This is a genomic window from Kitasatospora sp. NBC_00458, from assembly GCF_036013975.1.
GTDB lineage: Bacteria > Actinomycetota > Actinomycetes > Streptomycetales > Streptomycetaceae > Kitasatospora.
Window position 1 is genome coordinate 4,259,014 of record NZ_CP107904.1, and the last position, 21,787, is coordinate 4,280,800.

Below are 21,787 nucleotides of genomic sequence, written 5' to 3' on the forward strand. Positions count from 1 at the left end.
AACATAGAGAACCTGCCTAGGCAGGTCAAGAGGGTTGGGTTTCTCGCGTCTGTTGGGCACCTGCCTTAGCATTGGCGCATGGCCCTAGACCCGGATGACTCGCGCCCCCCATATCAGCAGGTCAGCAGCTCTCTACGAGCCTCGATCCTCACCAAGAAGCCGGGGTACGAGACCGGCGACAAACTTCCCTCCGGCCCTGAGCTCGCGAAGCACTTCGGCGTGGCGCGCGGCACGGTAGACAAGGCGCTGGATCTACTTCGGACCGAGGGCCTGATCGTTACCCGCCAGGGAAGCGGCTCGTTCGTCCGGGAGCGCACCTCTCGGCCGGTCGGACTCCGGCCTCACCTCGAAGCTGCCTTCGAGCAGCAGCAGGTCACTCTGGACTTCGCAGGGTTCTCCAGCGAGACGCTGCACAACGCCATGCAGGAGCCGCTGGACAAAATCCGCTCCGGGCGGCTCACCCCCGAGTCCATCACCGTGCGCCTGCTGCTACCGGACACCACGGAGCCGATGGCCGTCCCCGTGCTGGTCGACGGGCTCAAGGACGAGGCAGCGCTCCGCGAGCGGGCCCGGAACATCGCGCTGACCAACGCCGGCGGTATCGCCCACTCGGTCGAGGTACTGGCAGAGCTGGGGCTCGTCCAGTCGGCGAGCGTCCAGGTCAAGGTGCACCGGGCGTCCAGCCTGTTCAAGCTGTACATTCTGAACCGGTCGGAAGCCTTCTTCGGCTTCTATCCGCTCCGACAGCGAACCATCCCAGTCGACGGCGCGGACCACACGTTCTACGACGTGACCGGCAAGGACACCACGCTGTTCCATCACGCCGCTGGTCCGGATGACGCGTCACTCGGGTCGCAGTATGTCCAACAGGCTCAGATGTGGTTCGACAGCGTGTGGTCCACCATTGCCTACGAGCGTCTGCCATGAGCACCAAGCCGCAGTCCCTTGCTGACGTGCTCCGGCCGGTTAGGCACGTGTTGCTCGACTTTGACGGCCCGGTGTGCTCGGTCTTCGCTGGCCTCCCCGCTTCGGACGTCGCCCGTCGACTCCGCGAGGGCATGCTTGCTGCCAGCGGGCATGCCCCGACCGGGGCCGAGGATGAGAGCGATCCGCTTGCCTTGCTCCGGCTGGTCTCCGATTCCCGGCCCGACCTCACAGAGAGCACGGACGCCGCACTGGCCGTCCTGGAGACCGAAGCCGTCCAGGTTGGTCAGCCGACTCCTGGTGGAGAATCGGTGCTGCGCGCCTGTGCTGGCTCCGACCGGCTGGTTTCGGTTGTCAGTAACAACGCGGGCGCAGCCATCAAGACGTACCTCTCCAAGCACGGGCTCAGTGGCTACGTGGCGGGCATCTTCGGGCGCACCCCAGGCGACCCCTCCTCCATGAAGCCAAACCCGCGCCTCCTCGTAGAAGCCATGGAAGCTGCGGGCACCGGACCGGAGCACTGCGTATTCATCGGCGATGCGGCTCGTGACGTCGAGGCTGGGGAAGCAGCTGGCGTCCCCACGATCGGCTATGCCAACAAGCCTGGCAAAGACTCTAAGCTCGCCACCGCCGGGGCCACCGTGATCGTGGACTCAATGCAGCTCGTCGCGGATGCCTTGCTCCTCGGGCGCGCGGGGCGCCGTGGCAGGTGTGGTTAATTCCCCTCGCGCCGCGCGCCGGGCCGCTACGCTCCTCACCGAGGCGCGAAGCATAGGGGGAATGTTGGTCGTTGATATGCACCTCTTGGCGAAGATTCAGCAGGCCGTTTTTCTGAACATGGTCTCCGTGGCACTGGTGGTCTTGTTCTATAAAGCCTTACTGTGGATCGCTACCCACGTGCCGCCAATTCGTCGAAGGTGGGAAGCATGGAATGCTCGCACCGCAGAACTTGCTCTTCAGGGAATGTCCAATTCTCTGCAGGTGTTCGGCCTGGCCGACCTTCCCACCGACTCGCTACGTGCCGCCGGTAAGACTACGGCTGGCGAAATTCGCCTGAGGTACAGGATCCTGAGTTTCATTATCGGTGTCGGCCTGGGTGATTTGACCATGGCCGTGATCAAGACTATCGAGTCGGGAAAGTTGGCGCCGAGCCTTCAGCCTCGCTCCATGCTTACCGTCGCCATGGTCATGCCCCTCCTAATCTGGGCCGCGAATCATAACCCTACCGTTTCGCGCTACCGGTTCCTACTATCGATAATGAGTGCGGTGCGGCTGTGCGAGGCAGTTCACTCATCAGTCGGGGACGAGCGCCCAGCAGCCGTCCGTGGACTGGATGATGCTTGCACAAATGTCAGGCGCTCTGTACTCCGCGTACATCGCATAAATGGCAGCATGGGGCGATTCTCCCATAGGCGCCATTCCATCAAAGCTAATTCCAGCCTGGTGGCGGCAAGGCTCCAGCAGGCCGAGGATCAGATGGACACTCGCGGGGTTGAGGCCATGAAGGATCTAGCTCGCCTATTGGTTACGATTGCAAACAACTATGTGGAGCCAAAAATCGGCCAACTTCTGCCCGAAGCCGATCTCGCCGGGGTGGTAGCACCCGAGAGTCGCGCAGCTGGCCTGCGGTTGGCGGCGGTCGTGTCGATCACCGCGATTATTTCCTGCTCCTGGATTCTGCTCGGATATCCCGCCGAGGGAGTTCCAATCGCAGCGGGTGCTGCAGCCTTGCTCTCAAGCATTGCGGCATATGGGCCGCGGGCAGCGATGGCGCGCGTGGCTGAACTGCGGAACATCCTGGGGTTCTAGAGCGTCGCACTCAGCCTGTTCGTGGACCAGCCGTGGTCACGAACAGGCCAGTTTGCCGCGCCCGTAGCCTCAGGCCAGGTCACGAGGGTGTGTCCACCTCGACCTGGGTGAGATCTTGAAAGCTGTTCCCTTGACGGAGAGCATCTAGCGGATCTTCGACGGTGACCGAGCCCCCAACGTACGAGGAGGCGGCCCCGCACCAGGTGACATCGGGCTTGGGGAGAAACTTGGGAGAAGATCTTGAGATTCACCCCATGCAAGAGCGACCTCCACCAACGGAACCCCACACTCTGACCTGCACGTTCGCACATCTGTGCAGGTTGACCCCCGTTCCGGCCCTCATTCGGGACGAAGAGGCCGTGGGTTCAAATCCCGCCACCCCGACCCAATGCAGAGGCCCTGCTGGAGAGATCCGGCAGGGCCTCTGTCGTGCGTGCCGGCGCGGGTGGGCGGCAACTGCCTTGGCCGCCGACGGGCTTGGCCCGCAGGTTGCCCAGTTGCCCCGCCGAGTGGCCGGCCTGACCATGGGTCGCCCGCTCTCGGCCGGACAGCCGGCTCCGGAGGCCGGGGCGCTCCCGGTCGGGCGAAGGCGTCCGGGTGGCTGACGGTTCGTCGGCGGCTTCCGGCGGCGGGCCGGGCGTGGTCGAGGCGCGGTGCCCCGCGGGGCGATCGGGCACCCGGCGGCGAGCCCGGCCCCTGGCGGCCGTGCCGGGTTCGGGGCGGACCGAGAGTAGCCTGGACATCACCGAAGGCACTTCGCATGCCGGCACCGGACACTGGCGTCGTCTCCGGCGAACGGCAACACCGGACCCGGCCCACGGGCCGGGCCTGGGGACAGGTCCCTGATCATGACCGTGACCTTCGATCGTGCGACGACGCCCGCCGCCCCGGATTCCACCGCGCGGCTCTCCCTTGCGCCCGTCGGCGCGCGGACGGGCCGCCTGGACGGAGCCTGGTGGCCCCGCTCGCGTGATCTCCTCCTCGAACTCCCCTCCCTGGCCGCCGAGATCGACGGTCGGTGGGGCCGGATCACCCGGATCACCGTGAACCCCGCACAGTGGCCCGTCATCCCGCGACGCGTGCCCGTCACCGGGCACACCATCCATGCGGGGTGGTTCGCCGCCGAACAGGACGAGCACACGGTCGCGGTGTTCTCGTACGCCCCGCGCCGGCTGAACCTGCTGATCATCCCGCCGGCGACGGATGCCGCCGATGCCGCCCGGCTGATGTCCGAGGCGGCCGACCCGGCCGACACCCGGACCGCGGGTGAACTGCTCGCCGCGCGGTCGGACCGCGATGGTGAAGGGTCCGCCTTCCTGCCCTCGGCCGTCGCGCCCGCCGAGGGCACCGACGAGGCCGGCCTGCGTGCGGACCTCGCCCGGAGCCGGGCCGCCTCCTGGCCGGTGCCGGCCTGACCGCGCCACGACCGGGCCCCGCCGGGGCGGATCGCCCGTGGCCGGGTACGTCACTCGCGTGACCACTCGGTCTCGGCCTGGGGCTCGCCGGTCGGCTCGGGCCCGTCCCAGAGGCGGATCCGGACCGCCCGGGGACCGGGAGCGGGCTGGGAGAGCGTGCGGACGAACACGTCCCGCAGGTGGTTGGCCGCCCGTCGGGGCGGTCCGTCGTACTCCAGGGGGTCCGGCGTGGAGCCGCCGCCGTCGTGACGGGACCAGCGGCCGTCGTCGTCCTGGATCTCCAGGACCCATCGGTAGTACGGCATCCCGGCCTCCTGTGACGACGCTCCAGCCCCAGGACAGACGGTAAGGGTCGGCGCGGCCCACGGCGACCGGGACGGTGCGAGGGCTGCGGTCGCGCTGACGCGGGCGGGAGGGCGGTGCCCGGGGTGCGGGGCGGCCGGGCCGGAGGGTCAGCCCCAGATCATGTTGTCGGCGACGACCCGGGTGGTGGGCTCGGGGGCGGAGTGCGCCGCCAGTACGGGGGTGGCGGCGGCGAGGGTGGCGGCGCCGAGGGTGAGGGCGGCGACCGCGGCGGCCTTGGCGATGGAGGTGCGCAGCATGGCGGAGTCCTGTCCGGTCCGGAGGGGAGGGCGGCTGGGCCGGTCTCGCGTCCCGCGGTGACGCTTCGTCCGGTGTCTGCGCCGGGTGGTCCCCCCGGCGGCCATGGCCGGCTTCGTCGCAGATCAGGGGGGGGGTTGGAAGGGGTTCCGGCTGGACGGAAACGTCCCTGGCCCGTTCCGGCCTGGCGGGCCGGAACGGGCCAAGGACGAGAGCAGGGAATGAGAGCAGGGGCGGGAGCAGGGGGGAGCAGGGGCGGAGGGAGGAGCGGGCTGGGCGGTCGGCGGGTGGCCTCCTAGAAGGGCCCCACGAGCGGGACGCCGACGGACAGCACCTGCCAGTCGGCGAGGTCCGGGGAGCCGGTGAGGGCCCGGCGGCAGAAGCGTTCGGCTCCCGCCTCCGCGGCCTCCAGGCTGTCGGTGAGGAGGTAGACGCCCACCACCGGGTGGGGTGCCCGGTGCGGGTGGACGGAGATGTGTTCGACGTGGTCGCCGGGGCTCACCGCGGCCCACAGCGAGGCGAGGGCGTCGGCCGGGAGGCCCCCGCCGCCGTCGGGCCGGTGCAGGGCGATGTGGACCAGATACATGCTCCTAGCGTGCCGAACCGGCCAAATCGCGTATAGAGAGCCAACTTGGACTCTTCGGGCCGTGGCCGGAACCGTCCACGGATGCAACCTGTTCAGGGATGAAGAGCACGTGCGACGATTACGAAGCATTCGTGCTCGGGTTCGTCATCGGGGGAGGCGAAGAGTGCTCACGACGCTTGGCCTGGACAGCACGTCGGAGGCGGTCTACCGGGCCATGCTGTCCGATCCCGGAGCCGGGGTCGCCGCGCTGGCCGAGCGCCTGGCGCTGCCCGAGCCTGCGGTCCGGTCCGCCCTGGACACCCTGAGCGAGCTCGCGCTGCTGCAGCCGTCGGCGCAGCACACCGGGCAGCTCCGGGCGGTCTCGCCGGACATCGGGATGGAACTCCTGATCGCCCATCAGCAGGCGCAGCTGGCCGCCCAGCAGCTGCGGATCGAGGCGTCCCGGGCCGTCGCCGCCCAGCTGATCGCCGAGTACGCGGACCTGCGGCCGCAGACCGCCCACCCGGGGGTCGAGCACCTGCTGGGCATCGACCGGATCCGCGACCGGCTGGCGGTCCTCACCCGGAACGTGCGGGAGGAGGTCATGACCTTCGCCCCGGACGGCGGCCAGAAGCCGGAGCACATCGCGGCCGCGAAGCCGCTCGACCAGGACCTGCTGGACCGCGGTGTCCGGATGCGGACGGTGTACCTGGACAGCGTTCGCAACAGTCCGCACACCCTGGAGTACCTCAACTGGATCGCGGAGCAGGGCGGCCAGGTGCGCACGGTACCGGCGCTGCCCACCCGGCTGATCGTGGTGGACCGCGGCACCGCGGTCATCCCGGTCAGCGGTGACGACACCGCGGCCGGCGCCGTCGTGCTGACCGGTCAGGGCACGCTCCTGGCGCTGTGCGCGCTGTTCGAGAACGTCTGGGCCGGTGCGCAGCCGCTCGGCGCGGCCGCCGGGCGGGACCACCGCGGGCTCAGCCCGCAGGAGGCCACGGCGATCGGGCTGCTCGCGGAGGGCCACACCGACGACGCGATCGGCAAGCGGCTCGGGGTCTCCCCGCGCACCGCCCGCCGGCTGGCGACCGACCTGATGGAACGCCTCGGCGCGCGGAGCCGGTTCGAGGCCGGGGTGCGCGCCGTCCAGGAGGGGTGGCTGCCGAGCCGTCGGCCCTGACTGACCCCCGCGCGCCGAACCCGCTACTCGGCGGGGAGGCTTCCCCGCCCGGGCCCGTCAGGCCGGGTGCGCCGCCGCGTAGAGGACCTCGCGGATGCCGGGGACGGCCTCCCGGTCCGCCCGCCAGACCAGCCGCAGGTGCAGTGGGCGCGGTGGCGACGCCAGCCGCAGCCTGACCAGCGACCCGGCGGCGAGCTGCTCCCGCACCGCGAACTCGGGCAGCAGCGCCATGCCGAGGCCGCGTTCCGCGCACGCACGGGTCACCGCCACCCCGCCGGTCCGCACCCGGTCGACGCCCGGGCCGAAGAGCTGGTCGCCGGCGAGCCGGAAGGAGCAGGCCGGGGCGTTCACCAGCAGGCGCCGGCCGTCCAGGTCGGCGCGGCGCAGAGCGGACGCGGCGCCCAGCGGGTGGTCGGGCGCGGCGACCAGGGCGAGGGGGACGTCCTCCAGGTCGAGGTGGTCCAGCCGGACCGGCGGCAGGTCGAAGCCGAGTTCGCCGAGCGGGCCGGCGGTGTCCAGGATCATCGCCGCCTCCAGCGTCCCGGCGGCGACCGCGCCCAGCAGGCCGTCCCGGGCCGCGTCGGTGTGCAGCGAGACGTCCAGGTCGGGGCGGCGCTCGGCGAGCCGGGCCAGCACCCGGGGGGCGTGGGTGGCGGCGACGGTCTCCAGGGCGCCGAGCCGCAGCTCGGGGCGGGCGGCGACCACCTCGCGGCGGGCCTGCTCGGCCTGGTCCAGCAGTCGGCGGGCCCATGGCAGCAGGCGGCGCCCGGCCGGGGTGGGCGCCATGCCCCGCGGCGTGCGCTCGAACAGTGCGGTGCCGAGGGAGCGTTCCAGGGTGCGGAGCTGTTCGGAGACGGAGGAGGGTGCGAGGCCGAGGGCCACGGCGGCGTCGGTGACGGTGTGGTGGACCACGACCGCTTCGAAGGTGCGCAGCTGCCTGAGTTCCACCCGGTCCCCCTCGACTCCCGGTAGCCGCCCGACGGGGTGCGGCGGTCCAGCGTACGGCGGGAGCGTTCGGGTTTCCCGAACGGGGCCCGCGGTTGCGGCGGTGGAGCGGGAGCCGGGTGGGGGCGGAGGGTTGACGACGCCTCACCGTCGAACCCGCCGGAGCCGCTCCGTGTCCACACCCGTGCCCGCCACTCCGCCCGTGCCTGCTGCCGCGCCCGCGCCCGCTGGCGTACCCGCACCCGCTGGCGTACCCGCGGTGCGGACCGGTTCCCGGTCCGCCGACGGCACGCCGGCCGCCGCGGCCCGGCCGCCGGGCCGGGGGCGGGCGCTGCTCGGCATCGCCCTCGGCTACTTCGCGGTCCTGCTCGACACCACCGTGCTCGCGGTGGCCGAGCCCGACCTCGCCGACTCGCTGGGGAGTTCCACGGCCGGGCTGCAGTGGGTGGTCACCGGGTACAGCGTGGCGTTCGGCGCGCTGCTGCTGTCGGGCGGCGCGGTCGCCGACCGGTACGGCGCCCACCGCGCGTTCCGGTTCGGGATCGCGGCGTTCGGCGCCGCCTCGGCGCTGAGCGCGCTGGCGCCGGGCCTGACGGCACTGGTGGTGCTGCGCGCGGTCCTGGGGGTCGCGGCGGCGGCTTCGGTGCCGGCCGGCATGGCGATGATCACCCGGCTCTACCCGGACGTCGCCGAACGGGCCCGGGCGATCGCGGTCTGGGCGGCGGTCAGCGGCTGCGCGATGGCCTTCGGGCCGGTCGTCGGCGGGGTCCTGGTCGGCCTCGGCGGCTGGCGGGCGGTGTTCTGGGCCAATGTGCCGCTGACCGTACTGGTGCTGGCGCTCACCGCCGGACGGGTGGTGCGCTGCCCCCGCGGCGAGCGGCGGATCGACTGGTGGGGGCAGCTGGCGGCCTGCGCGGTGCTGGCGCTCGCCACCGACGTCCTGATCGAGGCCGGTTCGGGCGCCTGGGGGCGGGCCGGGTGGTCGGCCGGGGCGGCCCTGGCGGCCGGGGTGCTCTTCGTCCGGCGTGAACGGCGGAGCCCCGCACCGGTGCTGCAGTCGGCGGTGGTCCGGGCGCCCGGCATGCGGGCGGTGCTGGCGGCCGGGGCGGCGGTGAACTTCGCCATGCTGGGGCTGCTGTTCACGCTGCCCCTGCTGCTCCGGCACGACCTGCGGCTGTCGCCGGTGGCGGCCGGGGCCGCGTTCCTGCCGATGACCCTGCCGCCGGGGTTCAACCCGCTGCTGACGGGGCGGATCGTGGCCAGGGTCGGGCCGTGGCGGCCGGTCGTCGGCGGGCTGGCGCTGCTCACGGCGGGGTGCCTGGTCACCGGGGCCGCGGTGGTGGCCGGGACGCCGTACCCGCTGCTGGCGGTGGGGCTGCTCTGCGCCGGGTTCGGGGTGTCGTTCGCGCTGCCGGCGCTGGTGACGGCCGTGGTGTCCGCGGCGCCGGAGGGCGGTGCGGGTGCCGCGGGCGGGCTGCTGAACGCCGTCCGGCAGGTGGGGGCGACGCTCGGCGTGGCCGTGATGGGGGCGTTCGTCGGGGTGGAGGGGGACGCCGGGGGCGCGGCGGCGGGGGCGGCGCTGCTGCTGCCGGCGGCGGGCTGCGCGCTGGCCGGGCTGCTGCTCGCCCGGCGGGCGCGGTAGCGGCGGGAGCTCCGCGCGGCGGGAGCGGGGGCTCCGCACAGCGGTAGCGGCGGGAGCGCGGGGCGGACCCGCTGCCTTCGAGGGCCCGTCGGCGGGGAGCCGGCGGGCCCTCGAAGGCGTGGGGGGCGGGGTGCTCCGGCGCGGGGCAGCGGGGGAGGCCGGGGCGCCGGGGACAGCGGGGCGCCGGGGGACACCGGGAGTGCGGGTGGTGCGGCGGGGTTCCGTCCCGGCGGGGGCCGACGGCGGGGGGACGCCGGCCTGCCGGCAGAGGACGTCAGCCGGTCGGCAGCGGGGCGACGGTGACGATGACCGAGCACGACGGCGCACCGTTCCCCTGCTGCAGGATCACGCCGGCGCGGTCCCGGCGGGCCGGGTCGCGCGGCAGCTGGGTGACCTCCACCGTGCAGGGCTCGTCCAGCTCGACGTAGCGGGTGAAGTCGCACTCCATCGCGACGGCGACCACCGGCGCCGGGTGGCTGAGCGCCTGGGCGGCCTGCCGGGCGGCGTCCAGCAGCAGGGAGCCGGGCGCGTGGTCGACCGGGTGGTCGAAGTGGACCGGGTGGTTGGTGTCCACCCGCAGCTGCCAGCGCCGGGCCCGGTCGGTCGCGGACAGCGCGACCTCGCGCGGGAGGGCGCGGCCGGCCCGGGCGACCGGGATCGGCGGGGCCAGCGGCACGGCGCGCGCCATCATCTCCCGGGCGTCGCCCCGGCCCGCCCGCAGGCGCCGGTAGATCGCCGGGGCCTGGACGGTGAAGCGGGTCTGCGCGGTGGCGATCGGCTCGCCGTCCCGGGTGACCACGTAGGCCAGCGTGAGGGCGACCACCCGGTTGCCGCGGCGGACGAGGTCCTGGCAGACGGCGTCCACCTGGACCTCGTCGTGGCCCCGGCCGGCGGAGCGGTCGCCGCCCCGCTGCGCCGGCACCGCGTCGCGGGCCCCGGCGCGCAGGCCTGCGGGGATCAGCGCGTAGCTGAAGTGGTCCCAGATCAGGTGGTGCCCCATCGGGACCTCGAAGGCGACGTGCGAGAGCAGCGGGAAGGTCTGCCGGACCGTCTCCACCAGCAGCATCGGGTCGTGGTAGCCGTTGCGGGCGCCGTAGGTGCGGTGGTCGCGCGGCCACCGGGCGGAGATCCGGTAGGAGTCCTCGGCGATCCGCTCCCAGCCGGTCAACAGCACCTCGTCGGCCGCGCGCTTGTGGACGTGCTCCTTGGGGACCGCGGTCGGACCGGCCCCGGGTCCGACGGGCTCCGCGGCGGTCGCGGAGGCGGTCGCGGTGATCAACGCGGTCGCGGTGGCGGTCGCGGTCGCGGCGGTGGCGCTCGCGGCGGTGGTCGCGGCGACGGTGCTGGTCATGGTGGTGCTGTGGTCTGTGCGAAACATGGATGCACTCCCCCAGAGTGGCCACAGGCAGGTGAAAGTCGGTGCTCCGGTGTGTACGCCGGGCCCCATGGCGAATAACATAGAGGTCGTTCTTTTTGTTTGTCGAGGAGTTTGGAGCTACTCGTGGCAAGAGCCAAGCAGGACCGAGCCGTACGCACCCGGGACACGATCCTGCGCGCCGCCGCCCAGATCTTCGACGAGTACGGCTTCAGCGGGTCCAGCGTCAGCAAGATCATCAACCAGGCCGGCACCACCCAGGGCGCGATGTACTTCCATTTCAAGTCCAAGGAGGACCTCGCCAAGGCGGTCATCGACGAGCAGGCCTCCGACCTCGACCTGCCCGGCCAGCCGAGCGGCCTGCGCCAGCTCATCGGGCTCAACCTCTACCTCGCCGACGAGCTCCAGGAGAACGTGCTGCTGCGCGCGGGCGTGACGCTCGCCGTCGAGCAGGGCCAGCTCGGGCTGCGCGACTTCAGCCCGTACGAGATGTGGGCCGAACAGTTCCGCGCCGAACTGGAGGCCGCCCGGCTGACCGGCGAACTGCTCGACGACGTCGAGATCGAGGAGCTCGCCCAGGTGCTGGTCGCGGCGTACACCGGGTCGCAGATCATGTCGCACCTGCGCACCGGCCGCGCCGACCTGCCGCAGCGGATCATCCAGCTCTGGTGGTACCTGCTGCCGGGCATGGCCCCCGCATCGGTGGTCGCGGAGCTGCGGGCGTACCTCACGGAGCACGGGCAGCGGGCATGAGCCACGCCACGGGGAGCGGCACCGCGGGACCCGGCGCGACCGGCACCGGCGCGGCAGGCACCGGCACCGGCACCGGCACCGGGCCGACCGTCCTGGTGACCGGGGCCGGCGGGTTCATCGGCTCCGCCGTGCTGGCGGCACTGCGCGCGACACCGGGCGTCGGCGCGGTGCGGGCCCTCACCCGGTCCGCCGCCCCGGCCGGGACGGCCCCGGTGACGGGGGACCTCGCCGACCCCTCGTCCCTGCGCGGCGCGGCCGACGGCGCCGACGTGCTGATCCACCTCGCCTCACTGGTCGGCGGCCCGGAGGAGGCCTGCGCCGCCGTCAACGTGCACGGCACCCGGGCGCTGCTGGCGGAGGCCGGCCGGGCCGGCGTCGGCCGGATCGTCCACCTCTCGACCTCGGCGGTGTACGGGGCCGGGCCGCACCGGGACCTCGACGTGGACGGGGTGGTGCCGGCACCCGTCTCGGCGGCCAGCCGGACCAGGCTCACCGGCGAGCGGGCCGCGCTGGACGCCGGGGCCGTGGTGCTGCGCGCGCCCCTGGTCCTGGGCGCCGGCGACCGCTGGGTGGTGCCCTGCCTGGCCGAGCTGCTGCGACGGGTCCCGGCCCACTGGGACGGCGCGGGGGCACTGCTCTCGCTGGTCGCGGTGGACGACCTGGCCCGGCTGATCGCCGCGCTGGCGCTCGCCCCGGAACCGCTCCCGGACCGGGCGCCCGGGGTGCACCACGCCGGACACCCACGGCCGGTCGGCATCGGCGCACTGCTGGCGGCCCTCGCCGACCACGGGGTGCTCCCGCCGGTGCCCTCCGCCGACTGGCCGTGGGACCGCTGCACCGCCGAACTCCGGCGGACGCCCGGGGCGTACGGCGAGCGGCAGTTCGACCTGATGGCACGCCACCACTGGTACCGCAGCGAGGAGATCTGGCGGCTGACCGCCACCGACCCGGGGCCGGGGCCGCTGGAGCGGCTCGCCGCCGCCGCACCCTGGTACCGCGCGCACCTCGCGGCGAACCCGCCGGCCGGGCCGACGCCCCTACCCCCGCTCCCGCTCCCGCACCCGCACCCGCACCCGGGGGGATTTGCGGAGGAGATGCCAAAGCTGCGGGGGGATGCGGCGGAATCCGTGCGTATGCGGCTATCCGGGGCGTAGCGTCGAAGTGTCACGGACCGTCACACACCGGTCATCCGACCGTCCCCGACCGCTCCGAAGGAGCCACGCCCACCCATGTGGTTCGTCAACCCTCACCCTCAGGCCGCACCCGCGGCACCGTCAGCACCGAACGCACGCCCCGCCCCCGTCACCCGGGCGGGCGGTGGGCGATGAAGCAGGAACGGGCCCAGCAGACCCACCGGGCCCTGCTCCGGGCCGCCGCCGCCGAGTTCGACGAACACGGCTACGCGGGCACCTCGCTGGCCCGGGTCAGCCAGGCCGCCGGCGTCACCATGGGAGCGCTGACCTTCCACTTCCCGTCCAAGGCGGCCCTGGCGGACGCGGTCCGGGCCGACGCGGCCGCGCTCACCAGGGCGGCGGTGGAGGCCGGTACGGGACAGGAGCCGCCCGGCACCGAGGGCGTGGCCGAGCTGACGGACACCCTGACCAGGCTGCTCCAGGAGGAGCCGAGCGTCCGCGCCGCGGCCCGGCTGACCTGGGAGCAGCCGGAGTCGGCCGGCAACTGGCACACGGGCTGGAGCCCCGACCTGCGCGACCGCCTGGCCCGGGAGCGGGCCCGCGCCGGACAACGGGCCTGCAGCGGACACCGGCCCCGCACCGGGCAGCAGGCCGCCGCGGAATCCGGGAGCCTCGACACCCTCAACGAGCTCGACAACCTTGACGCCCTCGACCCCCTCGACGCACTCGACCTGGAGACACTGGCGCACTGCCTGGTGGTGGGCGCGGAGGCACTGCGGCGCGGAGTCGTCACCGTGGGCGGCGGCGCCCAGGCCTCCGAGGAGGAGACCCGCCGGCGGCTGCTGCGGCTCTGGCGGCGCGCGGTGGCGGGGCCCCCGGCACCGGGCGGAACCACCTGATCCCGCCGACGCCCGGCGCACCCCGTCCGCGCCGGGCTCACCCCCACCCCTCCCGACACCCCCACCCCTCCCGACACCCCCACCCCTCCCGACGCCCCCGCCCCTCCTGACTCCTCGTCGGCGGCGGGCCCGGCGGTCGCCGCCTGACGCGTTTTCGACGGGCGCACCGGAGGCCGCCCGGCGCCGGGGGCCCACCCCACCGCCCGCGCCGCCGACCACCTCACCGCCCACCCCATCGCCCGTACTGGCAGCCTGACGCCGGTGCGGGCGGTTTCGTACGCCCGCGGCCGAGCCGAGGACGGGGCGCGGACGGGCCTCCCGACGGACCACCGGACGCCTCGCCGGAGGCCTCCGTCGAAGGGCGCGGACTTGCCAAAACCGGCCCACGGCCCGCCCGGGGCTCAAAAACAAAGCGATCGTTCGCTATTCTTTTGGGGACGGCACCTCACGGCACCTCACGATCACGGGGAGCTCACATGGACGCGCAACCCCTCTCACCTGCCGGCGAAGCCGCGGTCTCCCGGTTCGCCGAGCAGGTCTTCGCCCACCTCGCCCGGATAGACCAGCGCCGCTGGGCCCGGGCCTACCTGCACGGACTGCTGGCCGCGCCCGGCCGCAAGACGCTGTCGAACATGGCCGCGAGCCTGTCGACCGGATCCACGGCGGCCACCGCCTCGCTCTCGCTCCAGCAGTTCATCAACGGCAGTCCCTGGGACTGGCGCCCGGCCCGCCGGGTGCTCGCCGGCCTCGCCGCCGGCGACCGGCCGGTCCGCGCCTGGACCGCCACCCTGGCGGTCATCCCCAAGCGCGGCGACCAGGCGGTGGGCGTCCACCGCCGGTTCGTCCCGGAGGCCGGGCGCACCATCAAGTGCCAGGCCGCACCCGGGCTGTTCGTGGCCACCGACCGGGACGCCGTCCCGGTGGACTGGTCCCTGCTGCTCGACCCGGAGTGGACGGCCGACCCGGAGCGGCGCACCCGCGCCCGGATCCCGGAGAACGCCGCCCCGCGCCCGGTCGGCGAAGTGCTGGTCGAGATGGTCGACCGGCTCGCCGCCCACCGGCCGGCGGCCCCGCTGGTCGCCGACCTCACCGTGGTCGACGACCCGGTCCGGCTGGCCGCCGCGCTCGCCCGCCGCTCCGTCCCGTACGTCCTGGAAGTCCGGCCCCACCAGGCCGTCCGGCCGGTCCTCCAGGCCACCACCGGGCGCCACGGGCGGGTGCAGCAGAGCACCACCCTGCCGGCCGAGTCGCTGTTCCCGCGCCGACGGCCGCGAACGCCGGGGGCCCCGCAGCCGGTGCTGCGCGGCGCACCCGTCCTGCTGCCCGGCCCCCGGCCCGGCACGGCGGGCGGCCCCGCCGGACCGGTGCACCGGCTCTGGGCGCACGGCGGCGCGACCGGCGGACCGCGGCGGTACTGGCTCACCGACCTGGCCGAGGACGCCCCGGCCGTGCTCGCGCTGATCGACACCGCGACGACCACCCGGACCACGGTGGACCGGCTCGGCGCCGACTTCGGCCTGCTCGACTTCTCCGGCCGCTCGTACACCGGCTGGCACCACCACATGACGCTGGTCTCGGCCGCGTACTCGCTCGGCCGCGGCCTGGCGGAGCCGGCCGCGGAGACCGGCTCCCGCACCCTGGCCGGCGCCGTGACGGGTGCGCCGGCCGACCCCCGGACCGACCGCCGCATCGGCGGGCGGATCGACGGGCGGATCGGCCGGGAGAACCTGCGGAATTCCGCGTAGCGGACCGCCCGCGACGACTTGCCGAACACGCTCGAACCGGATTGACCGGAATCGGCGACACCGCCGAGAATTCCGGTACCGGCCAGCGGGAAACAATCCCGGAAACACCGGTGGACCCATCGGACGGAAATACCGAGAAAGGAGGTGAAAAACCGTGGATGCAGCCGCGATCGAATCCCCGGCCGACGGTCTCCGGAATATCCTGGGGGACCACATCTTCTCGTCGTTCGACCGCGCCGACTACCGCGTCAAGGCCGACGAATACCTCCGGGGCCTGCTCGGAACAGCCGGGCGGAAGTCCATCAGCAACATCGCCCGAACGCTCGGCGACCCGGGGGCGGTCCAGCGACTGCACCACTTCATCCGCAACTCCCCCTGGGCCTGGGCACCGGTCCGGGAGGCCCTCGCGGCCCGGCTGGTCGAGGCGTGCACCCCCCGCGCCTGGCTGGTCCGGTCGATGTTCATCCCGAAGTCCGGCACCCGGTCGGTCGGTGTCGGCCGGCGCTACGTCCCCGAGCTGGGCCAGCTGGCCGGTGCCCAGCAGGCCGTCGGCCTCTGGTACCTGGCCCCGCGGCTCAACGCGCCGGTCGACTGGCAGCTCCAGCTGACGGACCCGCCCCACCGGGCCGTCACGCCTGGCGCCGGCGGCCCGGCCGGGGACTCGCTGGACCGCCAGGCCGCACTGCTCGGACCGCTCGCGGACCGGCTGCCGGCCACCGCCTCGGCCACCCTGATCTGGGACGGCTGCCCGGCCGAACCGGGCGGGCTGTTCGCCGCCGGACGGGCGCTCGGCCTGCGGGTGGCCGTCCGGGTCGACCCGACGACCCGGCTCACCCCGGTCACGGCCCCCACCCGTGACCGCGGCCGGCCGCTCCCGGCGTACCAGCTGTTCGCCTCCGCCGGGGCCCGCCGGCTGGCCGGCACCTCGGGCCCGCCCGGGGTGGAGGCGCACGTGGTCCGGGTCGCCCTGCCGCCCACCGGGCCCGAACTGCTGCTCTACGCGGAGTCCGGGGCGCGTCCCACCGCGTTCTCCGGGTTCTGGCTGACCGATTCCGAACCGGACCGGGCCGCCGAGTTCCCCCGGCTCTTCCGGCTGGCCGGCGGCGTCGAGGAGGACCGCACCACCCTCGGCGAACGGGTCGGCCTCCGGGACTTCGAGGGCCGCTCCTTCGAGGGCTGGCACCGGCACATGACGCTCGCCTCGGCGGCCTACGCCGCCGTCGCGCTCGGCCGCCACCCCGGCTGACCGGGTCGGACCACCACGCCGAACGACCGGCCGGAATGACCGGACGGAAACACCGGACGGAATTACCGGACGAACAGCCGGGCCGCCTTTCTGGCCCGAATAACCGGATCGCCCCCGACCGGCCTCCGGACCGGCGGCCGGATCACCTCGCCACCCCTCCCCCTCTCTCTCCTGCACCGCACCGCAGTGAATCAACCGATGCCTTCACAAGGGAAAAGGACATGCTTGTCTTCGACAATTATCCGAGCGGTCTCACCTACAGCCAGTCCTCGAAGTCCTGGCGGGTGCGCGCGGTCAAGCCGGTCGAGTACGAGGTGCGAGTCTGCGACGGCGTCTTCGACCCGGAGAGCACCGCCCTGGTCGAGAAGTCCGCCGGGTCCGCGGGCGGCAACCGCCGGTTCGTGGTGATCGACGCCGAGGTCGACCGGCTGCACGGCGACCGGGTCCGCCGCTACTTCGAGCACCACGGCATCGACTACTTCATGCAGGTGGTCCGTGCCGACGAGACCCTCAAGGAGTTCGAGACCGCCTCGGACATCGTGGTCGCGCTGGACTCCTTCGGCCTGGACCGCCGGCGCGAGCCGATCATCGTGATCGGCGGCGGCGTCCTGATGGACATCGTCTGCCTGGTCGCCAACCTCTACCGCCGGGGCACCCCGGTGGTGCGCGTCCCCACCACGCTGATCGGCCTGGTCGACGCGGGCGTCGGGGTCAAGACCGGGGTCAACTTCAACGGCCACAAGAACCGCCTGGGCACCTACTTCGCCCCCGTGCTCACCCTGCTCGACCGCTCCTTCCTCGCCACCGTCGAACGCCGCCACATCGCCAACGGCATGGGCGAGATCCTCAAGATGGCGCTGATCAAGGACGCCCGGCTGTTCGACCTGCTGGAGCAGCACGGCCCCCGGCTGGTCGAGCAGAAGTTCCAGGACGACTCCCGCCCGGGCGACCCGGCCGGGGAGGTGATCCGCCGCGCCATCCACGGCATGCTGGAGGAGCTCCAGCCCAACCTCTGGGAGGCCGAGCTGGAGCGGATCGTCGACTACGGCCACACCTTCTCCCCCACCCTGGAGATGCGCGCCCTGCCGGCCCTGCTGCACGGCGAGGCGGTCTCCGTCGACATGGCGCTCACCACGGTGCTCGCCTGGCGCCGCGGCCTGGTCGACCTGGAGCAGCGCGACCGGATCCTCGGCGTGATGCGCTCGCTGGAGCTGCCCAGCTGGAACGAGCTGCTCGACGCCGAACTGCTCGACGCCGCGCTCCAGGACACCGTCCGCCACCGCGACGGCCAGCAGCGGCTCCCGCTGCCGGTCGGCATCGGCGACGCGGTCTTCGTCAACGACGTGACCCGCGAGGAACTCGCCGTCGCCGTCGAGGACCTGAGGGTGCTCGACGCCCGGGAGCTCAGCCGTGTCTGACCCGACGACCCGACCGTCGGCCCCCGCCACGGAGCCGGCGCCCCGCGGCCCGGTCCTCGCGGACACCCGGGACGCCTCCGAGATCTACGGCGTGCACGGCGCCCCCGGCCTCACCTACTGGAAGGCGCTCGCCGGCCGGCAGCAGCTGGAGGCCGAGGTCGAGGCGATCGAGGTCGCCCGGATCCCGCCGGGCGGGCTGAGCGGCGAGCACCGCCACACCCGCACCGAGGAGATCTACTTCATCCTCCGCGGCCACGGCGAGTTCCTGGTCGACGGCGAACCGCGCCCCGCCCGCCCCGGCTCCCTGCTGCTCACCGGGATCGGCACGGTGCACGGCCTGCGCAACACCGGCGCCCCCGCGGGCGTCACCGACCCCGGCTACGGGAGCGCCCCCGAGGGGCACCTGGAGTGGCTGGTCATCGAGATGCCCGCCCCGGACACGTCCGAGGTCCTGCACGGGCTGGAGCCCGGCCCCACGACCACCCGCCTGCGCGAGAGGAAGACCGAGACGATGAGGCTGCACGACCTGCGGGCGGAGAGGGCGGTCGACCCGGCCGGCGTCTTCACCGGTCCGCTGCGCCTGGTGGAGATCCGGGAGCTGGCGGCCGGCGCCTCCGCCGCGTACAGCTCGCACGACGGCGAGCACACCGTCTTCGTGCTGACCGGCTCCGGCACCGCCACGGCAGGCTCCACCGAGGTGGAGATCGCGCCCGGCACGGCGGTCACCCTGCCGTTCGGGGTGGACGCGGTGATCACGGCCCACGAGGGCGGGCTGGAGTTCTTCCACGCCGAACTCGCGGTGCCGGGGCGGGCCGAGCGGTGATCGTCAGCCGCGCGCTCCGGCCGGTGGACTGCGCTCCGGCCACCGCCGGGCCGCAGCAGCGGACCTGGTCCTGCCTGGCCCGCCGGGGCATGCTGCACAGCGAGACCGAGACGGTCGACCTGTGGCGGCTGCCGCCCGGCGACACCCTGGTCCACGAGGTCCACGACGGGGTCGAGGAGGCCCTGTTCGTCCTCGCCGGGTCCGGCACCGCCACCCACGGGCTCGACGAACTCCCCGTCACCGAGGGCACCTTGCTGCTCGCCCGGCACGACTCCGGGATCACCGTGACGGCCGGCCCGGACGGGCTGCGGCTGCTGAGCACCCGCGTCCTGCCGCAGCCGCTCAGCGCCGCCCTGCCGCCCAGGATCCCGCAACTCGGCTGAACCGCACCGCAATCGACAGGAAGTGGGAAGAGTTCCATGCGTAATCTCAGTCGCCGCACGTTCGTGGCCGGTGCCGGTGCGACCGTCGGCGCCGCCACGGCCGGCGGACTGCTCGCCCCGGCCGCGGGCGCGGTCGCGGGCTCCGCCGCGGAGGACGCCGGCCCGGCGTCCAGAGCGGTGCGGAACGGGGACCTGATCACCGTCACCGCCGAGAACCCGCGCTACATCGACCTGATATCCGGCTTCAACCCGCGCTGGGAGGCCAGGCCGAAGGGCGTCCGGCTGCCGCGCACCACCGCCCAGGTGGTGCAGGCGGTGCAGGACGCGGCCGACCGGCGGCAGCGGCTCACCGTCCGGGGCGGCGGGCACTGCTACGAGGACTTCGTCTACAACCCCGAGGTCGAGGTCGTCGTCGACATGAACCTCATGGACGCGGTCGGCTACGACCCCGGCCGCCGGGCGTTCGAGGTCGAGGCCGGGGCCACCCTGCTGAAGGTCTACCAGACCCTCTACGAGGGCTGGGGGGTCACCGTCCCGGGCGGCGTCTGCTACGCGGTCGGCGTCGGCGGGCACGTCCAGGGCGGCGGCTACGGCAACCTGTCCCGCAAGCACGGCCTGGTGGTCGACCACCTGTACGCGATCGAGGTCGTCACCCTCGACGCCGACGGCCGGGCCCGGGCGGTCGTCGCCACCCGCGAACCGGGCGACCCGCACCGCGACCTGTGGTGGGCCCATACCGGAGGCGGCGGCGGCAACTTCGGCGTCGTCACCCGGTACTGGTTCCGCTCGCCGGACGCCACCGGCAGCAACCCGTCGGACCTGCTGCCGAAGCCGCCGGCCGAGGTGCTGATCGCCATCCCGAGCTGGTCCTGGGAGAACATCACCCAGCGCGGGTTCACCTCGATGGTGCGCCACTACGGCGCCTGGTTCGAGCAGAACAGCGCCCCCGACTCGGTGTACAACGGCCTGACCAGCTGGCTCTTCCTCAACCACAAGGTCTCCGGCAGCCTGGTGCTGCTGCTCCAGGTCAACGGCGACGTGCCGCAGGCCGAGCAGCGCGCGAACGACTTCGTCCAGGGCCTGAGCGACGCCCTCGGCGTGCCCCACCAGGGCGAGGTCGTCCGGCTGCCGTGGCTCAAGGCGGTCAAGTACATCGGCACCATGGACGCCACCCAGACCAACCCGCAGCTGCGGGCCGGCCACAAGTCCGCGTACATGCGCCGGGGATTCCCGGAGAACCAGATCGCGGCGATCTGGAAGCACCTGACCCGCACCGACTACGCCAACCCGCGCGGCGGCGTCGCCGTGATCTCCTTCGGCGGCCGGATCAACAGCGTCGCCCCCGGCGCCACCGCCCTGCCGCAGCGCGACGCGATCTTCAAGCTGCTGTACCAGACCTACTGGACGGCGCCGGCCGACGACGCCCCCAACACGGCCTGGCTGCAGGACTTCTACCGCGAGGTGTACGGCGACACCGGCGGCGTCCCGGTCTCCAACCGGGTCACCGACGGCTGCTACATCAACTACGCGGACCGCGACCTGAGCGACCCGCAGCAGAACACCTCGAACGTCCCGTGGAGCACGCTCTACTACAAGGACAACTACCCGAGGCTGCAGCGGATCAAGCAGCAGTACGACCCGAAGGACTTCTTCCGGCACCGCCAGTCGATCCGGCTGCCCCGGGGCACCCGGTGAGCGCGCCCACCCGGGAGTCGCTCTCCCGGCTGCCGTCGCTGACCGGCATGCGGTGGATCGCCGCGCTGCTGGTCTTCCTGACCCACGTGTCGGTCGCCAAGCCGTTCGACCGGCCCGGCCCGAACGACTTCATGTCGACCTACCTCAGCCGGGCGGGCTTCCTCGGCGTCGGGTTCTTCTTCGTGCTGAGCGGCTTCGTGCTCACCTGGTCGGCCCGGGACGGCGACCGGCCCGCCGCCTTCTACCGCCGCCGGCTCTTCAAGCTGTACCCCAACCACGCCGTCACCTGGCTGGTCGGGCTGCTGCTGATGGCCCGGGCCGGGGCGGAGCCGACCACCGCCGGGACGGTCCCCTCGCTGCTGCTGCTGCAGAGCTGGGTCCCCTCCCTGGAGGTGATCGGCGGGACCAACGGCCCGAGCTGGTCGCTCGCCTGCGAGGTGCTGTTCTACCTGAGCTTCCCGGTGATCCTGCCGCTGGTGAAGCGCATCCGGCCGGAGCGGCTCTGGCTCTGGGTGGGCCTGGTGACGGCGGCGCTGTTCGCCCTCCCGCTGCTCGCCCAGCTGCTCCCGGGCAGCCCGGACTCGCCCTGGCAGCCGCTCTCCTTCTGGCGGTACTGGTTCGTCTACTTCCTCCCGGCCTCCCGGCTGCCGGAGTTCGTGCTCGGCATCCTGCTGGCGCGGATCGTCCGGACCGGGCGGTGGGCGGCGATCGGCTGGCCGGTGGCGGTCCTGCTCGTCGCCGGCGGCTACGCCCTGATGATCACGCTGCCGGACGCCTGGGGCATGGCCGCGCCGACCGCCCTGCCGGTCGCGCTGCTGATCGCCGCGGTGGCCGCCAGGGACTCCGCGGGGCTGGGGACACCGTTCGCCGGCCGGACCATGGTCTGGCTCGGCGAGGTCTCCTTCGCCTTCTACATGGTCCACTTCCTGGTCATCCAGTACGGACCGCTGGGCCTCGCGGCGACCGGATCGGCCGGCGCGAACACCTGGGACACCCCCGGCGCCCTGGGTGTCATGGGGATCACCCTGGCGCTGAGCATCGTCCTCGGCTGGGCGCTGTACCGCCTGGTCGAGATGCCGGTGATGCGTCGATGGGGTCGATCCCGGCCCGACCCCCGGCCGGCCTCGCGACCGACGGCGGCCCCCGCCGCGGCGGCCGGGGCCGCGGGGAGCACGGGTACGGCCGGAACCGCCGCACCCGCCCCGGCCGCCGTCGCGGCGGCCGAGTAACGGGC

21 protein-coding genes are annotated in these 21,787 nt (G+C 73.4%); 16 read left to right on the forward strand and 5 right to left on the reverse strand.

What is annotated here, in order from left to right; translation table 11 throughout:
- Positions 1-78: 78 nt before the first annotated feature.
- From OG550_RS17400 to OG550_RS17415, 4 genes are all read left to right on the forward strand, one after another.
- A complete protein-coding gene (locus OG550_RS17400) occupies positions 79-927 on the forward strand; it encodes a GntR family transcriptional regulator (RefSeq protein WP_327678577.1) in 849 nt (282 codons plus the stop codon).
- Positions 924-1,643 (forward strand): HAD family hydrolase, encoded by a 720-nt coding sequence (locus OG550_RS17405; protein WP_327678580.1) that lies wholly within the window; start codon positions 924-926, stop codon positions 1,641-1,643. Before OG550_RS17400 ends, OG550_RS17405 begins: the two co-directional genes overlap by 4 nt.
- Before the next feature lie 61 nt (positions 1,644-1,704).
- A complete protein-coding gene (locus OG550_RS17410; RefSeq protein ID WP_327678582.1) occupies positions 1,705-2,733 on the forward strand; it encodes a hypothetical protein in 1,029 nt (342 codons plus the stop codon).
- A gap of 848 nt (positions 2,734-3,581) precedes the next feature.
- A complete protein-coding gene (locus OG550_RS17415; RefSeq protein WP_327678584.1) occupies positions 3,582-4,148 on the forward strand; it encodes a DUF5994 family protein in 567 nt (188 codons plus the stop codon).
- Between the two features lie 50 nt (positions 4,149-4,198).
- Here the strand turns inward: OG550_RS17415 and OG550_RS17420 are convergent, their stop codons facing one another.
- From OG550_RS17420 to OG550_RS17430, 3 genes are all read right to left on the reverse strand, one after another.
- Positions 4,199-4,453: a hypothetical protein gene (locus OG550_RS17420; protein ID WP_327678586.1), complete on the reverse strand. Its 255-nt coding sequence runs from the start codon at positions 4,451-4,453 to the stop codon at positions 4,199-4,201.
- 147 nt (positions 4,454-4,600) lie between these two features.
- On the reverse strand, positions 4,601-4,750 hold the full coding sequence (locus OG550_RS17425) for a hypothetical protein (protein ID WP_327678588.1): 150 nt from the start codon (positions 4,748-4,750) through the stop codon (positions 4,601-4,603).
- 293 nt (positions 4,751-5,043) lie between these two features.
- Positions 5,044-5,334, reverse strand: coding sequence for a hypothetical protein (locus OG550_RS17430; protein ID WP_327678589.1), 291 nt, complete (start codon positions 5,332-5,334; stop codon positions 5,044-5,046).
- 163 nt (positions 5,335-5,497) lie between these two features.
- On the opposite strand from OG550_RS17430, the gene OG550_RS17435 reads away from it, so the two are divergent.
- Positions 5,498-6,496, forward strand: coding sequence for a LuxR C-terminal-related transcriptional regulator (locus tag OG550_RS17435; protein ID WP_327678591.1), 999 nt, complete (start codon positions 5,498-5,500; stop codon positions 6,494-6,496).
- Positions 6,497-6,553: 57 nt separating this feature from the next.
- Here OG550_RS17435 and OG550_RS17440 read toward each other — a convergent pair whose 3' ends face one another.
- Positions 6,554-7,444, reverse strand: a complete 891-nt coding sequence (locus tag OG550_RS17440; RefSeq protein ID WP_327678593.1) for a LysR family transcriptional regulator — start codon at positions 7,442-7,444, stop codon at positions 6,554-6,556.
- 256 nt (positions 7,445-7,700) lie between these two features.
- On the opposite strand from OG550_RS17440, the gene OG550_RS17445 reads away from it, so the two are divergent.
- Positions 7,701-9,083, forward strand: coding sequence for an MFS transporter (locus tag OG550_RS17445; protein ID WP_327678595.1), 1,383 nt, complete (start codon positions 7,701-7,703; stop codon positions 9,081-9,083).
- Positions 9,084-9,357: 274 nt separating this feature from the next.
- On the opposite strand, the gene OG550_RS17450 is transcribed toward OG550_RS17445, so the two are convergent.
- Positions 9,358-10,461 (reverse strand): ScbA/BarX family gamma-butyrolactone biosynthesis protein, encoded by a 1,104-nt coding sequence (locus OG550_RS17450; protein ID WP_327678597.1) that lies wholly within the window; start codon positions 10,459-10,461, stop codon positions 9,358-9,360.
- A gap of 123 nt (positions 10,462-10,584) precedes the next feature.
- Between OG550_RS17450 and OG550_RS17455 the strand changes: the two genes are divergently transcribed.
- The 10 genes from OG550_RS17455 to OG550_RS17500 all read left to right on the forward strand — a co-directional run bounded on the left by OG550_RS17455 (position 10,585) and on the right by OG550_RS17500 (position 21,782).
- Positions 10,585-11,211, forward strand: a complete 627-nt coding sequence (locus OG550_RS17455; protein ID WP_327678599.1) for a ScbR family autoregulator-binding transcription factor — start codon at positions 10,585-10,587, stop codon at positions 11,209-11,211.
- Positions 11,208-12,365, forward strand: a complete 1,158-nt coding sequence (locus OG550_RS17460) for an NAD-dependent epimerase/dehydratase family protein (RefSeq protein WP_327678601.1) — start codon at positions 11,208-11,210, stop codon at positions 12,363-12,365. The genes OG550_RS17455 and OG550_RS17460 overlap by 4 nt, the downstream gene beginning before the upstream one ends.
- A 170-nt stretch (positions 12,366-12,535) precedes the next feature.
- On the forward strand, positions 12,536-13,243 hold the full coding sequence (locus OG550_RS17465) for a TetR family transcriptional regulator (RefSeq protein ID WP_327678603.1): 708 nt from the start codon (positions 12,536-12,538) through the stop codon (positions 13,241-13,243).
- A 476-nt stretch (positions 13,244-13,719) separates the two neighbouring features.
- Positions 13,720-14,988: an IS701 family transposase gene (locus OG550_RS17470; protein WP_327678605.1), complete on the forward strand. Its 1,269-nt coding sequence runs from the start codon at positions 13,720-13,722 to the stop codon at positions 14,986-14,988.
- Positions 14,989-15,142: 154 nt separating this feature from the next.
- Positions 15,143-16,234 (forward strand): IS701 family transposase, encoded by a 1,092-nt coding sequence (locus tag OG550_RS17475; protein ID WP_327678607.1) that lies wholly within the window; start codon positions 15,143-15,145, stop codon positions 16,232-16,234.
- 221 nt (positions 16,235-16,455) lie between these two features.
- Positions 16,456-17,652 (forward strand): sedoheptulose 7-phosphate cyclase, encoded by a 1,197-nt coding sequence (locus tag OG550_RS17480; protein WP_327678609.1) that lies wholly within the window; start codon positions 16,456-16,458, stop codon positions 17,650-17,652.
- Complete coding sequence (locus tag OG550_RS17485) at positions 17,645-18,475, forward strand: cupin domain-containing protein (protein WP_327678611.1); 831 nt, start codon at positions 17,645-17,647, stop codon at positions 18,473-18,475. The genes OG550_RS17480 and OG550_RS17485 overlap by 8 nt, the downstream gene beginning before the upstream one ends.
- Entirely contained in the window at positions 18,472-18,858 is a 387-nt protein-coding gene (locus tag OG550_RS17490; RefSeq protein ID WP_327678613.1) for a cupin domain-containing protein, read from the forward strand. The genes OG550_RS17485 and OG550_RS17490 overlap by 4 nt, the downstream gene beginning before the upstream one ends.
- Positions 18,859-18,894: 36 nt before the next feature.
- Complete coding sequence (locus tag OG550_RS17495) at positions 18,895-20,553, forward strand: FAD-binding oxidoreductase (protein WP_327678614.1); 1,659 nt, start codon at positions 18,895-18,897, stop codon at positions 20,551-20,553.
- The gene (locus OG550_RS17500) at positions 20,550-21,782 is read left to right on the forward strand and encodes an acyltransferase family protein (RefSeq protein WP_327678616.1); all 1,233 of its coding nucleotides are present in this window, start codon (positions 20,550-20,552) and stop codon (positions 21,780-21,782) included. The genes OG550_RS17495 and OG550_RS17500 overlap by 4 nt, the downstream gene beginning before the upstream one ends.
- Positions 21,783-21,787: the final 5 nt, after the last annotated feature.

Coding starts and splice junctions, on each gene's coding strand:
- OG550_RS17400 (WP_327678577.1), top strand. CDS start 79: ATGGCCCTAGACCCGGATGACTCGCGCCCCCCATATCAGCAGGTCAGC.
- OG550_RS17405 (WP_327678580.1), top strand. CDS start 924: ATGAGCACCAAGCCGCAGTCCCTTGCTGACGTGCTCCGGCCGGTTAGG.
- OG550_RS17410 (WP_327678582.1), top strand. CDS start 1,705: ATGTTGGTCGTTGATATGCACCTCTTGGCGAAGATTCAGCAGGCCGTT.
- OG550_RS17415 (WP_327678584.1), top strand. CDS start 3,582: ATGACCGTGACCTTCGATCGTGCGACGACGCCCGCCGCCCCGGATTCC.
- OG550_RS17420 (WP_327678586.1), bottom strand. CDS start 4,453: ATGCCGTACTACCGATGGGTCCTGGAGATCCAGGACGACGACGGCCGC.
- OG550_RS17425 (WP_327678588.1), bottom strand. CDS start 4,750: ATGCTGCGCACCTCCATCGCCAAGGCCGCCGCGGTCGCCGCCCTCACC.
- OG550_RS17430 (WP_327678589.1), bottom strand. CDS start 5,334: ATGTATCTGGTCCACATCGCCCTGCACCGGCCCGACGGCGGCGGGGGC.
- OG550_RS17450 (WP_327678597.1), bottom strand. CDS start 10,461: ATGTTTCGCACAGACCACAGCACCACCATGACCAGCACCGTCGCCGCG.
- OG550_RS17460 (WP_327678601.1), top strand. CDS start 11,208: ATGAGCCACGCCACGGGGAGCGGCACCGCGGGACCCGGCGCGACCGGC.
- OG550_RS17465 (WP_327678603.1), top strand. CDS start 12,536: ATGAAGCAGGAACGGGCCCAGCAGACCCACCGGGCCCTGCTCCGGGCC.
- OG550_RS17470 (WP_327678605.1), top strand. CDS start 13,720: ATGGACGCGCAACCCCTCTCACCTGCCGGCGAAGCCGCGGTCTCCCGG.
- OG550_RS17480 (WP_327678609.1), top strand. CDS start 16,456: ATGCTTGTCTTCGACAATTATCCGAGCGGTCTCACCTACAGCCAGTCC.
- OG550_RS17495 (WP_327678614.1), top strand. CDS start 18,895: ATGCGTAATCTCAGTCGCCGCACGTTCGTGGCCGGTGCCGGTGCGACC.